We start from the raw sequence: 14,687 nt of genomic DNA on the forward strand, positions 1-14,687 counted from the left end.
TTGGATTAGACTGAAAGGCGCGGATTTTACGTTATTTTTTATAGTCTTGGCAAGTCAATCATGCAGTATTTGCTGTTGGCGCATAACGGGTGGGATCGGCTAGGCCCGCTGCGACAAAGCCCTGGCGCCGTAACCGGCAGGAATCGCATACGCCGCAGGCTCTGCCTTCGGCATCCGCCTGGTAGCAGGAAACGGTCAAGCTGTAGTCGACCCCGAGCGCGGCGCCCTGGGTGACGATCTCGGCCTTGGTCATATCGATCAAGGGCGCATGGATGGTGATCGTCCGCCCCTCGACTGCACTCTTGGTCGCGAGGTTGGCCATGGCCTGGAAGGCGTGGACATATTCGCCGCGGCAGTCGGGATAACCGGAATAATCCAGTGCGTTCACGCCGATGAAGATATCGCGCGCGTCCAGCACTTCGGCCCATGCCAGCGCCAAGGATAGCATGATGGTATTGCGTGCGGGCACATAGGTCACGGGAATGCCTTCGCTCGGCACTTCCGGCACAGCGATCGAGGCGTCGGTGAGCGCAGAACCGCCAAATACCGACAAATCCAGCTTCACGGTGCGGTGCAAGGCAGCGCCAAGCGCACCGGTGACACGGTCGGCGGCATCCAGCTCCGCGCGATGCCGCTGCTGGTAGTCCAGGCTCAGGCAATAGGCTTCATAGCCTTGGCTGCGTGCGATAGCGAGCACCGTGGCGGAATCCAGACCGCCCGACAACAGCACTACGGCTCTCTTGCTCATATATTGATTCCTTGATGACAGCCGCATGGATGCGGCCATGAATGCCTATTTGCCGGGCGTCTCGCCCCAGAGGATCTTGTGCAGCTGCACCTGCATGCGCACAGGCAACTTGTCGGCAAGCACCCAGTCTGCCAGATCGGTAGGCGTGACCTGGCTGAACACAGGCGAGAATATCACCTGGCACTTTTCATTGAGGGCATGCTCTGCCAGCAACTGCTTGGCCCAGTCATAATCCTCGCGGCTGCAGAGCACGAACTTGATCTCGTCATTCGGCTTGAGCCGCTGCAGGTTTTCCCATTTGTTCTTGGCCAGTTCGCCCGAACCAGGCGTCTTGATATCCAGGATCACGGCGACGCGTTCATCCACGCCATCGGTGGCAATGGCGCCGCCAGTCTCTAGCGAAACCTCGTAGCCGTTGTCGCACAAGCGCTCGAGCAGCTTGAGGCACTCCTTCTTTTGCGCGAGCGGCTCGCCGCCTGTGACGCAGACATACTTGGCGCCATAGCTGCCGACCTGCGCCATGATCTCTTCCAGCGACATATTGCTGCCGCCCTTGAACGCATACTCGGTATCGCAATAGACGCAACGCATCGGACAGCCCGTCAGGCGCACGAAAACGGTAGGCAGGCCTACGCGCGACGACTCCCCTTGCAGGGAGTGGAATATCTCATGGATGCGTAACACGGAAAACTATCTGGACTTGATCGAGTCCAGCACGTTGAGGCGGCGCTTGGCGCTCGGGGCCAGCTCGTGGTTGGGGAATTTTTCCAGCAATCCACGCAGTGTCTTCTTGGCGCCTTCCACGTCTGAGAGCTGGATTTGGCTATTGGCAATGCTGAACATCGCATCCGGCACCTTGTCGCTGTTCGCGTGCAGGGAAATCAGCTTTTGCTGGGTATTGATGGATGCCTTGTAGTTCTTCAGCGAGAACTGCGCGCTGCCCAAGCCGAGCAATGCGTCGGCAGTCAAAGGGGAACCTGGGTAGCTTTGCAGGAACTTGCCATAAGCGTCGAAGGCTTCCTTGAACTTGCCCGAGGCTGAGAACGCCTTGGCTGCCTCCAGGTCGCGCGCTTCGGGGCTATCGCCATTGGCAGCGGCTTGTGCGTTGCCCTCGTCACCGCCGTTCTGAGCGGTGGCGGGGACGCCGCCTTCTTCCAGCTTGCGCAAACGGCCGTCAGTGTCAGCATACAAGTCGCGCTGACGCTGCTGTGTATTTTCAACATTATGGTTGACGACTTCGAGCTCGCCCTTGAGGCGGCTGATTTCCTGGTTGAGCCTGTCTATCTGGCCCATCAAGTCCAACATGCCCTGGCTTTTGGTTTCCAGGGCCTGCTGGCTCTTTTTCAATTCCGCTAACGCGGCTTGCGTTTCCTGGTTCTGGGCTTGAACCTGCTGTTGCAGATCAGCGATCTTTTTCCTTGCCTCATCATCGCCGAAAAGCGCAGCCTGCACCAAGTGAGGCAGCGAGAGAAAACCGACTACAACCAGAACCAGTAAACGCTGCATCATGAATTACTCGCCTTGGTACAGAAGCTCTACACGGCGGTCTTGCTGCCAGCAAGTTTCATCCGCGCAACCGGCATTCGCCTTTTCCTTGCCGAAGCTTACTGTCTCGATCTGTGCGTCTTGCACGCCAAGCAGGTTCAACACCTTCTTGACAGCAACGGCACGGCGCTGACCCAGGGACAAGTTGTATTCGCGCGTGCCGCGATCATCGGTATTGCCTTGCAGGAACACCTTGGCATCGCCGTGCGAGCTCAGGTATTGCGCATGCGCCTCGATCAATGGACGGAACTCTGCCTTGATCGCATCGCTGTCGAAATCGAAGTACACGTTGCGCTTGGACAGGATGTTGTTAGGGTCCTTCAGCGGGTTGCTTGCCAAAGAGGAGTCGGATACGCCACTCGTAGCAGAATCACTAGTGGTGCTACTGCTGCTTTGAGTGGCGACTGGACTCTTGTCCTCGACGGCCGCCTGTGGAGTTTCTTTCACTGCCTTGCTCGAGCAAGCTGCCAACATGGCTGCAAGCAATACACTGATCACGATATTCTTGTTCACTTTGTTCTCTCCTTTAAATTATGTAAGACACACCATCAACTGTTACCACACTACAAACTTGCCTGTTGTTACAAAAACACCCGGCGCCAAGTAAGCATAACGGCCGTTTTTACAATAACTTGCTTGTTATTTCAATTCCCTACTGACTGATGATCGGGCCCCATGCGGGCTCGCGCACATCGCCGCCGCTCTCGCTCAGGCGCTGCTTGACCCGGCCATCGGCAGACACGGCCGCCAATGCGCCGCGACCGCCGATACGGGTGGCGTGCAGCAACATGCGGCCATTCGGCGCGAAGCTGGGCGATTCATCCTTGGGCCCGTCGCTCAATACCTGCACTTGCCCGCTCTGCAGATCCTGCAGAGCGACCTTGAACTGGCCACCGTCACGGCGGATGTAAGCAAGAGACTTGCCATCGGCCGACAGGCGCGGACTCACGACGTAACCGCCCTCGAACGTCATGCGGCTGGCATCGCCGCCGCTGGAGGCCATGCGGTAGATTTGCGGGCTGCCGCCGCGATCGGAGGTGAAATAGATATAGCGGCCATCCGGCGACCATGTCGGCTCGGTATCGATCGCGGTAGTGCGCGTCAACTGTTGCAAACCGGTGCCATCGGCATTGATGGAGTAGATCTGGGAATTGGCCGCATGCGTCAGCACGATCGCCAACCGTTTGCCGTCAGGCGACCATGAAGGCGCACTGTTATTGCCCTTGAAATTCGCCAATACGGTGCGCTGGCCGGATATCAAGGATTGCACATAGACGATGGGCTTCTTCTTTTCGAACGATACATACGCCAGCTTGGTGCCGTCAGGAGACCAGACGGGCGAAATGATCGGCTCTGCGGAAGAGACGACGGTCTGCGGGTTGTATCCGTCGGAATCCGCCACTTGCAATGCATAGCGGCCGCCGGACTTGCTGACATAAGCGATGCGGGTGGCAAAGACGCCCTGCTCGCCCGTCAGCTTCTGGTAGATCACGTCGGCGATCTTGTGCGCGGTCAGGCGCAACTGGGCCGGGGTGATGTTGTATTCCATGCCCACCAGCTGGTTCTGCTTGTATACGTCCAGCAGGCGGAAAGACACTTTAAGACGATTGCCGGGCAGCGTCTCGATATTGCCTATGGTCAATGCCTGCGCCTGGATCGAGGCCCAGTCCTGGTAATTGACCTGGCTGAGTTCGCTGGGCTGGTTGGCAACGCCGCGGGTTTCCAGCACGCGGAACAGGCCGCTGCGGCGCAAATCGGCGCCAATCACGTTGGCTATCGTGTCCTGCTGGCCGGGGATCGTTCCCTGCTGGGCGAAGGGTACGACCGCAATCGGGATTTGCTGGGCGGCGCCACCGACAATTTCGACGGTCAGGGCGGCATGCGCACCGGACGTCACACCGAATGGCAGGAAGGAAACTAAGAGGCTGAGAAATAAGCGTAATTTATTCATGTGGGTTTAGGGCGGTAAAATAATGCAAAGTTCCCCGATTGATCAGCGGACATTCTACCAAATTCGCCCACAGACTTGCTATGGGGCTTGTTGCCTACCGATCAAACCGATAATCAGCTGCTAGTAATCCTCGTTGGGGCGGAACTTGAGCCTGAGGTCGCGGAGACGCGAAAACAGCTCGGGTTGCGTCGGCACCGGCAAAGGCTGCGCCTGCAGGATCGCTCTTTCGATCGCTTCGTCGCACGCTGGCAGGCCGCTGCTCTTCAATATGTGCGGCACGCCTATCACCTCGCCGGTGGGCATCAGGCTGATACCGACCTCGAGCTCCGGCTTGCCTGTACCGCATAGCTGGCGATTCACGTTGCGCCTGATCTTGTCGCGAATCTGGCCCAGGGACTTGTCAATTTCGCCCTGGTTGGCCACATTGGCGCCCGACTGTGTCGGCCCTTGTTTTTGCGCCGGCGCGGGCTGCGAGCTTTCTTCCAGCAGTTCCTGCTGCAGCTTCTTCAATTCATCCAGCTTGACCTTGTCCTCTTTCTTGGGCTCTGGTTTTTTCGGTTCGGGCTTCTTGGGTTCAGGTTTCTTTTCGGGTTTTTTCGGCTCGGGCTTTTTTTCCGGTTTCGGCGGCTTGGGCTTTTCCGGCTCCTTCTTCACCTGGATGTCTGCCTTCGGTTCCGGCTCAGGCGCGGGTTCCGGTTTTGGCTCAGGCTTGGGTTCGGGCTGCGGTTCCGGCTTAGGCTCAGGTTTTGGCGGCTCGGGAACAGGCTGCGGCTGCGGCGGTTTCGCCACCGGCTTGTCGGCGGGCAGGTTCTCCCATAGCTCGACCTGGGCCACCATCACCGGCTGCTGCGTCTTCCACTCGAACGACACCAGCAGCAGCGCCAGCAACAGCAAATGTACGAGCAGCGAAAGTGCTGCGGCACGCGCTTTATAAGGATTGGCTCGACGTTTTCTCATGCATCAATTGGCTGGTTTAAGCAAAAGGCCGACCTTGTACTGCTTGAGGCTGTCCATCAGCGTCACCACCTTGTCGTATTGCACGTTCTTGTCGGCGGCAATCACGATGGCGCGGTCCGGCGTCTTCTCGACCTGGGTCTTGACCTCGAACAGCAACTGGTCGCGTTCCATGACCTTGCTTTCGATCTCGGCTCGGCCATCCGCCTTGACGGTGATGACGATAGGCGCGGCCGCCTGCTTGAGCGTCTGCCCGACCTGAGGCAGCTCGACGATGCCGGGATTGGTCATGGGCGCCGTGACCATGAAGATCACCAGCAGCACCAGCGTAACGTCGATGTAGGGCACGACGTTGATCTGGTTCATCAGGCGGCGGGATTTGCGACGGCTCATCACGGCCTCCTTATGCTTTGCGTTGCAGGATATTGGTGAATTCTTCGATAAAGCTTTCGTAACGCACGGCCAGCCTGTCAACCGAGGCGGTAAAGCGGTTGTAGGCAATCACGGCGGGAATCGCGGCAAACAGGCCGATCGCGGTAGCGACCAACGCTTCGGCAATCCCGGGCGCGACATGGGAAAGGGTGGCCTGGGCCATGTTGGCCAGGCCGCGGAATGCGTTCATGATGCCCCACACGGTACCGAACAAGCCGATGTAAGGACTCACCGAGCCGACCGAGGCGAGGAAAGGCAGATGCGAATCCAGCTCGTCCATCTCGCGGTTGTAGGCAGCGCGCATGGCGCGGCGCGCGCCTTCGGTCACGTCGCCGACGTCCAGGGTGGGCTGGCGCTTGAGGCGCGCATATTCCTTGAAGCCGGCCTCGAAAATGCTGGCAAGGCCTTGCGTGTTGCGGCGCCCCGACGTCACGCTTTCATAAAGCTGGTTGAGGTCGCCGCCCTTCCAGAATACGCGCTCGAACTCCTCGGCTTCGTTGTCTGCGCTGCGGATGGAGAAAAATTTGATGAAGATATACCACCAGGAGATCAGCGATGTGAGCAGCAGCAATGCCATCACGATCTGCACCGGCACGCTGGCGCCGCTGATCAGCGATATAAACGACATGTCTTCAGTAGGATTCATTCAAGCTCCATTGGGTTGATCACATAAGGTTGATCATATAGGGTTGACCAGGTTTCGCACGGCAGGCGGGATGATGGCCGGCCTGAACTGTTCCGCATCGATGCAGACGATATCCACGGTGGCCTCTGTCAGCAATTGCTCGCCGCGGTATATCTTCTGCTCGAATTTCATGAGGCTGCGCCCAAGCTCCTCGAGCCGCGTCACCACTTCCAGTGCATCATCAAAGCGCGCGGGACGGCGGTATTGTAACGCAAGGCTGCGCACCACGAACAAGACCCCGAGATCATCCCTTAGTTCCGACTGGCCGAAACCCAGGCTGCGCAGGAACTCGGTGCGCGCACGCTCCATGAACTTGAGGTAATTGGCGTGATAGACCACGCCGCCGCTATCGGTATCTTCGTAGTAAACCCTTACCGGCCAGCGGAACTCCGTACTTGCGCTCATTGCTGCCAGAGTTCTCCGGTGCCGATCTTGCCGGGCGTGGCGAGCCCGAAATGCTGGTAAGCCTGCTGCGTGGCAATGCGGCCGCGCGGGGTGCGCATGAGGTAGCCTTGCTGGATCAGGTACGGCTCGAGCACGTCCTCAATGGTGTCGCGCTCCTCGCCGATCGCGGCTGCGAGGTTATCCAGCCCGACCGGGCCGCCGTCGAATTTCTCCAGCACGGCCAGCAACAGCTTGCGGTCCATGACATCGAAACCAAGCTTGTCCACGTCGAGCATTTTCAGGGCGGCATCGGCAATATCGGCGCTGACGACGCCGTCGGACTTCACCTGGGCATAGTCGCGCACCCGGCGCAACAGGCGGTTGGCGATACGCGGCGTGCCGCGCGAGCGGCGAGCGATTTCCAGCGCGCCTTCCTGCTGCATGGAAACCTCCAGCAATCCGGCGGAACGGTGGACGATGCGGGCCAGCTCCTCCGCAGTGTAGAACTCCAGGCGCGAGACGATGCCGAAGCGGTCGCGCAAAGGGTTGGTCAGCATGCCGGCCCTGGTGGTCGCCCCCACCAGGGTGAAAGGCGGCAGGTCAAGGCGCACCGAACGCGCGGCAGGCCCTTCGCCGATCATGATGTCCAGCCGGTAATCCTCCATGGCCGGATAGAGTATTTCCTCCACGACCGGGGAAAGCCGGTGGATTTCGTCGATGAACAGGACATCGTTGGGTTCGAGATTGGTGAGCAGCGCCGCAAGGTCGCCCGCGCGCTCCAGCACCGGGCCCGAGGTCTGGCGCAGGTTGACGCCCATCTCCTTGGCGATGATGTGCGCCAGCGTGGTCTTGCCCAGGCCCGGCGGCCCAAACAGCAGCACGTGGTCCAGCGCCTCGGCACGGCCGCGCGCGGCGTTGATGAAGATTTCCAGCTGGCCGCGCGCCTTTTCCTGGCCTACGTATTCATCCAATACCTTGGGACGCAGGGCACGCTCCAGCGCTTCTTCCTGCGTGCCTTGGGTGGATGGGGCGATTAAACGGTCGGTTTCTATCATCAGGTCGGATTCTGCTTGGCTACACTGCGCAGCTTCTGCGCGCAGCGGCATATGCGCATGATACAGAAAAGCCTGCGATTGTTCTCTACCTTGCCAGTCAAAAAACGTAAAAACCTTCCGCGACTTACCAAGAGCCTGTTCACGATATTTTCATCAGGTACGTTGTCCCGGCAGGGCAAGTGATGCAAGGTGCAAACTATCAAGCGTGTGGATTTCACCGGGACATTACCCGAGGAATTGCAACGTCCCGGCCGCTGCGCTGCCGAGACAACCCTATGGGCAAGGCCCCAACACGCGCCCGTTCTGCGTTGCAGTCCTTGGCGAGGCAATCAGCATCACCTGCGAACTGCGCCTTGACCGGACGCGTGTTGGAGCCTTGCGTACCCGATGAAAATATCGTGAACAGGCTCTAGACCAGCTATTTCCAGTCACTGGAAGAACCGGCCCAGAGGTCGATGCCTCCTTCCTGGGCGAGGACGTCTATCGCAGACAGCTCTTCCGGCGTAAAGGCAAGGTTCTGCAAGGCGGCGACGTTCTCGCGGATCTGCTGGCTGTTGCTCGCCCCGATCAAGGTGGAGGTCACGCGTTCGTCGCGCAACACCCAAGCCAACGCCATCTGTGCAAGCGTTTGCCCGCGCTGCAATGCAATCCGGTTGAGGCCGTGAATGCGCTTGAGGTTTTGCTCGCTCAAGTGGCTGGGAGGGATGGAATTGCCGCCCGGACGGTTGATGCGCGCCTCCTGCGGAATGCCGTTGAGGTATTTGTCCGAGAGCAGCCCTTGGGCCAGCGCGGTAAAGGTAATGCAACCCATGCCCTCCTGCTGCAGGGTGTCGAGCAGGCCGCGTTCTATCCAGCGGTTGAGCAGGTTGTAGGAAGGCTGGTGGATCAGGCAGGGGATCTTCCATTCGCGCAACAGCCTGGAAGCTTCCAGCGTCTTAGCGGGGGAGTAGGAAGAAATGCCGACATAGAGCGCCTTGCCCTGCTGCACTGCGCTGGCGAGAGCGCCCATGGTCTCTTCCAGCGGCGTTTCCGCGTCGAAGCGGTGCGAATAGAAGATATCCACATATTCCAGCCCCATGCGCTGCAGGCTTTGGTCCAGGCTCGCAAGCAGGTATTTGCGCGAACCGCCGCCCTGCCCGTAGGGACCCGGCCACATGTCCCATCCCGCCTTGGTGGAAATGATCAGCTCGTCGCGGTAAGGGCGGAAATCCTGCCGGAACAACTGTCCGAAATTGGCTTCCGCGCTGCCGTACGGCGGGCCGTAGTTGTTGGCGAGGTCGAAATGCGTAATGCCGAGGTCAAACGCGGTGCGCAGCATGTCGCGCTGCACGGCGATATGGGTGTTATCGCCGAAGTTGTGCCACAAGCCCAGCGACAGCAACGGCAACTTGAGCCCGCTCTTGCCGCAACGGCGGTACTGCATCTGCTCATAACGATGTTCATCGGCCTGGTAAGTCATTTGCTGCTCCTTCAATTCACAACTCATTGTTAAGCGCTCTCGCGCGCAATCAATTCACAGTCCAGCAAGTTGAGGTGCTGCACCGGGCCATCCGCCGGCGTTTCTCCCAATGCCTGCAATACGCGCAAGGCGGCAACCTCGCCGATCTCCCTCGCGGGAGGGCGTATGGTGGTCAGGCTGGGCAGCAGCATTTCGGAAAAAGCGTAATTGCCGAAGCCGAAAATGGCACAATCCTCGGGAAAGCGCTTGCCGGCCCGCAGGCCAGCCAACATGCCGCCCGCAGCCAGGTTGTCGTTGGCGAACACAATGGCTTCAGCAGGCTGCTGGCGCAACAGCAGGGAGTTGACCGCCTGCCGGCCCGCCTCGAACGGATCGGCCTGGGTGGGGACGAACACCCAGGGCTCCAGGCCGTATTCGTTCATGCGCGCAATATAGCCATCACGGCGGTCAAGCGCGCTCAAGTCGCCTATCAGGCTGTTCTGCACATAGGCAATGCGCTTGTACCCCTTGCCATGCAGGTATTCCACTGATTGCCGGCCAACCTCCACATGCGAAAACCCCACCTGCACCGGCTTGCGCTCCGGCACGTAGTCCCAGGTTTCCACCACCGGCATAGCGGCCTTGGCGATCAGCCTCTCGGTTCCCTCGGAATGATACTGGCTGGTCAGCACCAGCGCCGCCGGCGACCAACCGAGGAAGGCGCGCACCGCGCTTTCCTCCTTTTCCATGGAGAAATAGCTCGACGCCAGCAACAGCTGGTATCCATGCCGGTTCAGCTCATCGCTGAAGCTCTGGATGGTGTTGGCAAAGATGGGCCCCGAAATATTGGGAATCACCATGGCCACAATGCGGCCCCGGGTCGACGCCAGGCCGCCCGCGGCATGGTTGGGCAGGTAGTCCAACGCCGCCACCGCCTTGGCGATGCGGCCCCGCAATACTTCGGACACGATTTCCGGCTGCTTGAAATACCGCGACACGGTAATGGATGAAACGCCAGCCAGCTTCGCCACGTCATGCACGGTGGCCCTGCCCAGTCCCTTGCGCTTACCCGACATCGGCAACCGCCCACATATAACTTTTATAAATATTGATTTTCATTTTAATTCTTTGACAACATACAAACACTTGCCCGAACATTCGAATGTTACCGGTAACATCATTGAGATTATCAGTGTTTCCAAAATTTTCAAAACATTTGTATTTTATTCAGGAAAAGCCACGCTTGGATATATCAAAGTCGGCTTTCATGCAGGCAAGTATCCATGGCAAAGCTTAGCCTGCAACGCCTGGGCAAGCAGTTCGCCCATACGCGCATCCTCCAGGAGATCAACCTAGACATCGCCTCAGGGGAATTCATTGTGCTGGTCGGCCCCTCCGGTTGCGGCAAGTCGACATTGCTGCGCATCCTAGCCGGCCTGGAAGAAGCCGACGAAGGGCAAGTGATCCTGGACGGCCGCAGCATCAACCGCCTGCCGCCGCGCGAACGCAACATGGCACTGGTGTTCCAGGACTATGCGCTCTATCCGCACAAGACGGTTTACGACAACCTGGCGTTTGGCCTCATCATCCGCGGCACGCCCAAGCAGGAAATCCAGCAGAAAGTACACGCCGCAGCGGATCTTTTGCAGCTGACTCCCTTGTTGCAGCGCAAGCCCGCCGCGCTTTCGGGCGGCCAGCGCCAACGCGTGGCGATCGGCCGCGCGCTCGTGCGCGACGCCCAGCTGTTCCTGTTCGACGAGCCGCTGTCCAACCTGGACGCCAAACTGCGCACGGAAATGCGCATGGAAATTAAGCGCCTGCACCAGCGCATCGGCAAGACCATGATCTACGTCACGCATGACCAGGTGGAAGCCATGACGCTGGCTGACCGGATCGCGGTGATCAATCACGGCCGCATCGAGCAATTGGGTACGCCGGCAGAAATCTACCAGTCTCCCGCCACCACCTTCGTGGCCGGCTTCATGGGCTCCCCGTCAATGAACCTGCTCGACCTGCCGCTGCAATGGTCTGCCGATTATCGATCCGCCTTTATTGCCGGGCAATCGGTGCCCGTCAACCATCTGGAGATCGAGCCGGCACAGCAGATCACCCTGGGCATCCGCCCTGAGCACTTCCATATCGACGCCGCTTCCCTCAACGGCCAGGCATCGCTGCGCCTCAACGCCGCGGTTGAATTGATCGAGCCGCTGGGCGCGGAGACCATTGCCACGCTGCGGCTGGAACAATTGACTGCGAACCTCGGGCAATACACGGTGCAGGCGCGCCTGCCCGGCCACCAGACGGTATCCCCCGGACAGCAACTGCAAATCCATGTAGCGCATGCCAACCTGCACTGGTTCGACGGCGAACAAGGCACGCGCATTGCCACTCGCCAAGCCGGCAACATGGAACCAGCGGCATGAGTCTCCCGCGCGCACTTCGGCTCATTGCGTTCATCCTGCTGGTAGCCGTTGCCGCCTCTGCGCAAGCGGAAACGGTGCTGCGCGTCTTCATCGGCGGCGCGGCGCAACGCCCCGACCTGTTCCGTACGCTTGCCGACCGTTATGAAGCCAGCCATCCTGGCATCCGCATCGAAATCGGCAGTGGCGCGGCCACCTCGGAGCTGCAGCGCAAATACCTTTCCGTCCTGCTCAATGCGCACGACCCCAGCTTCGACGCCTTGATGCTGGATATCGTCAATCCCTACCAATTCGCCACCGCTGGCTGGATCGCCCCGCTAGACCCGTATTTCGGCAAGGAAAAGCAAACGCTGCTCACCGACGGCTTGCCCATCTACCGCCAGACCAATCTGATCAAGGGCAGGCTCTACACCCTGCCCGCAGTGACCGATGCCATGTTCATGTACTACCGCAAGGACCTGCTGGCGCAACATGGCATTGCGCCGCCGCAAACCTGGCAGGACTTGGAAAATGCCGCGCAGGCCATCCTGAAGCAGGAGAACAATCCTGCGCTGCAAGGGCTTTCCATCCAAGGGGCGCCAATCGAAGGCACGGTATGCAGTTTCTTGCTGCCTTACTGGAGCCAGGGCAAGGACATCCTCGACAGCAACGGCAAGCTGGCATTGGACAAACCCGCGGCATTGCGCAGCCTGCGATTATGGCAAGGCCTGATCGACAAGAACGTGATCCGCCGTCACGTGGCCGAAGTCAAGACCGGCGATACCGTCAACACGTTCAAGGCCGGCAATGCGATCTTCGCCATCAATTGGGGCTTTGCCTGGGGCGTGTTCCAGAACGACGCGGACTCGCGCGTCAAGGGCAAGGTCGGCGTCATCCGCATGCCTGCGGTGCAAGACGGCAAACATGCAACCTGCCTGGGGGGATGGCAGTGGGCGCTCTCCAACTATTCGCGCAACAAGGCGCAGACTGCCGACTTCCTGCGCTTCCTGGCTTCGCCTGAAAGCGTGCGCTTCATTACTCTGCAAGGCGCATTGCTGCCGCCTTACCTTTCGCTCTACGACGATGCGGAGGTCCACGCCGTGATCCCCTGGCTCAAGGATGCCAAGCCGGCCTTGCTGGGTGCCAAGCCCCGCCCATTGACCGCGCGCTATGCGCAGGTGTCGGACGTGCTGCGCATCTCGACCTCGGCCGTATTGGCCGGATCATTGACGGCCGAGGAAGGCCTGGAAGACATCAGCCGCCGCCTGGAAAGGATATTGCGTTGAGCCTGCGCGCACTTTTCAACCAACGGCAAAACAGCCAGGGCAACAGTGCCAGTGATGTCAGTGAGTCATCGCTAGCATTCTGGCTGTTGCTGCCTGCGGCACTACTGCTCGCCCTGATCGTGGTCTACCCGGTGGCGAAAGTCATCCACGACAGCTTCTATTCCATCAGCCTGTTCAGCGAGAGCGGCCCGGCTTTCGTCGGCGTTGCCAACTACGTTGACGCTTTGCGCGACCCGGATGTCTGGCGCGCCGTGCGCTTTACGATTGCCTTGTGCGTGCTCACTGTCCCCGGCGCGCTGCTCGTCGGTCTCGGGCTGGCGCTGCTCGCCAACCGCGAATGGAAATGGCGCTGGCCCGTGCGGCTGGCATTGCTGCTGCCTTGGGCCTTGCCGCTTGCATTTTCCGGCATGATTTTCGCATGGTTCTTCAATACGGAATACGGCGTGGTCAACGACCTGTTGAGCCGTGCAGGCCTGGCCCCGATCTCTTTCCTGCTAATACCGCAATGGGGCTTTCTTGCGATCTGCATCGCCACCATCTGGAAAACCTCTTCGTTCGTCGCGCTGATCCTGCTCGCAGGCCTGCAGACCATCCCGCGCAGCTTGTACGAAGCCGCGGCGCTGGAAGGCGCCAGCCGTTGGCAGTCCTTCCGCCACGTCACCCTGCCGCTACTGATGCCGGCCATGATGGTCGCACTGATCTTCCGCACCATCAGCGCCTTGCAGTCCTTCGACATTCCCTATGCGATGACGCAGGGCGGCCCAGCCCGCTATACGGAGACCTTGTCCATCCTGATCAACACCACGGCCATCGAATACATGGATGTCGGCTACGGATCCGCCCTCGCGGTGCTGCTGTTCCTGTTGTCCATGGCCGTCAGCTCGGTCTATCTGCGCAAACTCTACAAGGGGGCGCTGTGATGCTGAAGCTCCCCTTGCGCTGGATCGCTGCCGCCGTGCTGTTGGTAAACGGTTTCTTCCCCGCCCTGTGGATATTGCTGACCTCGTTCAAGCGCGATGCCGAGCTGGCGCAAACCCCGATCACCTGGTGGCCGCAGCACCCCACCCTGGGTAATTACGTGCATGCATTCAGCGACCAGCCCTTGCTGCTGTTCCTCGGCAACAGCTTCGCGGTGGCCTTGCTTTCCACCCTGCTGACCTTATTCGCGGCCACCGGGGCCGCCTACGCGCTCACCCGGCTGCGGCTGCACCGTCGCGGCCTGATCCTCACGGCACTGGTCGCGATCGCCATGTTCCCGCCGGCGACATTGCTGGTACCCCTGTTCGAGATCATGCGCGGGCTGGGCTTGATCAACACCTACGGCGCACTGGTGCTGCCTTACGCCGTGCAAAGCCTGCCAGTATGCACACTCGTGCTCGCGAGCTTTTTCCAGCAGGTGCCCAAGGACATCGAGAACGCCGCCATGCTGGACGGTTGCACCAGGCTGCAGGCGCTCTACCGCATCGTGCTGCCATTGGCTGCCCCCGGCGTGTTCACCGCCGGCATCCTGGCTTTCGTCAATGCCTGGGACGAGTTCCTGCTGGCGCTGGCCCTGAATGCCGCGCCGGGCAGCCGTACCCTGCCGGTCGGCATCCTGCTCTACCAAGGGGAGTTCACCTTTCCATGGCCGGTGATCTCCGCCGCACTGGTGGTCGCCATCGTGCCGCTCGCCATTCTCATCATCCTGTTCCAGGAACGCGTCATCAGCGGGCTCACCACAGGAGGCATCAAGGGATGAGGCATTTCTTTCCATTCCCCTGGTTTCCCGACAACGGGTATCAGGCTGACTACATCATTTTTACGACTAAAT

The 14,687-nt window shown here is 59.8% G+C and carries 16 protein-coding genes; 4 read left to right on the top strand and 12 right to left on the bottom strand.

What is annotated here, in order from left to right; all coding sequences use genetic code 11:
• Positions 1 to 58: 58 nt before the first annotated feature.
• From queC to ACW4YW_RS04880, 12 genes are all read right to left on the bottom strand, one after another.
• Positions 59 to 748, bottom strand: coding sequence for a 7-cyano-7-deazaguanine synthase QueC (gene queC / locus ACW4YW_RS04825; RefSeq protein ID WP_457136535.1), 690 nt, complete (start codon positions 746 to 748; stop codon positions 59 to 61).
• Positions 749 to 793: 45 nt separating this feature from the next.
• Positions 794 to 1,432 carry a 7-carboxy-7-deazaguanine synthase QueE gene (queE, locus tag ACW4YW_RS04830; protein WP_457136536.1) on the bottom strand — a complete coding sequence of 213 codons (639 nt, stop codon included), beginning with the start codon at positions 1,430 to 1,432 and terminating at the stop codon, positions 794 to 796.
• Between the two features lie 6 nt (positions 1,433 to 1,438).
• On the bottom strand, positions 1,439 to 2,257 hold the full coding sequence (locus tag ACW4YW_RS04835; protein ID WP_457136537.1) for a YbgF trimerization domain-containing protein: 819 nt from the start codon (positions 2,255 to 2,257) through the stop codon (positions 1,439 to 1,441).
• Positions 2,258 to 2,260: 3 nt separating this feature from the next.
• A complete protein-coding gene (pal, locus tag ACW4YW_RS04840) occupies positions 2,261 to 2,806 on the bottom strand; it encodes a peptidoglycan-associated lipoprotein Pal (RefSeq protein WP_309566130.1) in 546 nt (181 codons plus the stop codon).
• Positions 2,807 to 2,945: 139 nt separating this feature from the next.
• A complete protein-coding gene (tolB, locus tag ACW4YW_RS04845; RefSeq protein ID WP_457136538.1) occupies positions 2,946 to 4,244 on the bottom strand; it encodes a Tol-Pal system beta propeller repeat protein TolB in 1,299 nt (432 codons plus the stop codon).
• A gap of 120 nt (positions 4,245 to 4,364) precedes the next feature.
• Positions 4,365 to 5,201, bottom strand: coding sequence for an energy transducer TonB (locus tag ACW4YW_RS04850; RefSeq protein ID WP_457136539.1), 837 nt, complete (start codon positions 5,199 to 5,201; stop codon positions 4,365 to 4,367).
• 3 nt (positions 5,202 to 5,204) lie between these two features.
• Entirely contained in the window at positions 5,205 to 5,591 is a 387-nt protein-coding gene (locus ACW4YW_RS04855) for a biopolymer transporter ExbD (protein WP_309566127.1), read from the bottom strand.
• A 10-nt stretch (positions 5,592 to 5,601) separates the two neighbouring features.
• Positions 5,602 to 6,276, bottom strand: coding sequence for a protein TolQ (gene tolQ, locus ACW4YW_RS04860; RefSeq protein ID WP_407996050.1), 675 nt, complete (start codon positions 6,274 to 6,276; stop codon positions 5,602 to 5,604).
• Between the two features lie 33 nt (positions 6,277 to 6,309).
• Positions 6,310 to 6,720 (bottom strand): tol-pal system-associated acyl-CoA thioesterase, encoded by a 411-nt coding sequence (gene ybgC, locus ACW4YW_RS04865; protein ID WP_407993166.1) that lies wholly within the window; start codon positions 6,718 to 6,720, stop codon positions 6,310 to 6,312.
• Positions 6,717 to 7,754, bottom strand: coding sequence for a Holliday junction branch migration DNA helicase RuvB (ruvB, locus tag ACW4YW_RS04870; RefSeq protein WP_407996386.1), 1,038 nt, complete (start codon positions 7,752 to 7,754; stop codon positions 6,717 to 6,719). Before ruvB ends, ybgC begins: the two co-directional genes overlap by 4 nt.
• Before the next feature lie 418 nt (positions 7,755 to 8,172).
• Entirely contained in the window at positions 8,173 to 9,213 is a 1,041-nt protein-coding gene (mgrA, locus tag ACW4YW_RS04875; RefSeq protein ID WP_457136540.1) for an L-glyceraldehyde 3-phosphate reductase, read from the bottom strand.
• Between the two features lie 29 nt (positions 9,214 to 9,242).
• The gene (locus tag ACW4YW_RS04880) at positions 9,243 to 10,268 is read right to left on the bottom strand and encodes a LacI family DNA-binding transcriptional regulator (protein WP_457136541.1); all 1,026 of its coding nucleotides are present in this window, start codon (positions 10,266 to 10,268) and stop codon (positions 9,243 to 9,245) included.
• 207 nt (positions 10,269 to 10,475) lie between these two features.
• On the opposite strand from ACW4YW_RS04880, the gene ACW4YW_RS04885 reads away from it, so the two are divergent.
• Genes ACW4YW_RS04885 through ACW4YW_RS04900 form a run of 4 tightly spaced genes read left to right on the top strand, consistent with a single transcriptional unit; the run spans position 10,476 to position 14,615 of the window.
• On the top strand, positions 10,476 to 11,615 hold the full coding sequence (locus tag ACW4YW_RS04885; protein ID WP_457136542.1) for an ABC transporter ATP-binding protein: 1,140 nt from the start codon (positions 10,476 to 10,478) through the stop codon (positions 11,613 to 11,615).
• A complete protein-coding gene (locus ACW4YW_RS04890) occupies positions 11,612 to 12,877 on the top strand; it encodes an ABC transporter substrate-binding protein (protein ID WP_457136543.1) in 1,266 nt (421 codons plus the stop codon). Before ACW4YW_RS04885 ends, ACW4YW_RS04890 begins: the two co-directional genes overlap by 4 nt.
• A complete protein-coding gene (locus ACW4YW_RS04895; protein WP_457136544.1) occupies positions 12,874 to 13,797 on the top strand; it encodes a carbohydrate ABC transporter permease in 924 nt (307 codons plus the stop codon). Before ACW4YW_RS04890 ends, ACW4YW_RS04895 begins: the two co-directional genes overlap by 4 nt.
• The gene (locus ACW4YW_RS04900) at positions 13,797 to 14,615 is read left to right on the top strand and encodes a carbohydrate ABC transporter permease (RefSeq protein WP_457136545.1); all 819 of its coding nucleotides are present in this window, start codon (positions 13,797 to 13,799) and stop codon (positions 14,613 to 14,615) included. The genes ACW4YW_RS04895 and ACW4YW_RS04900 overlap by 1 nt, the downstream gene beginning before the upstream one ends.
• Positions 14,616 to 14,687: the final 72 nt, after the last annotated feature.

The sequence above is a fragment of the Methylobacillus pratensis genome (assembly GCF_054072455.1).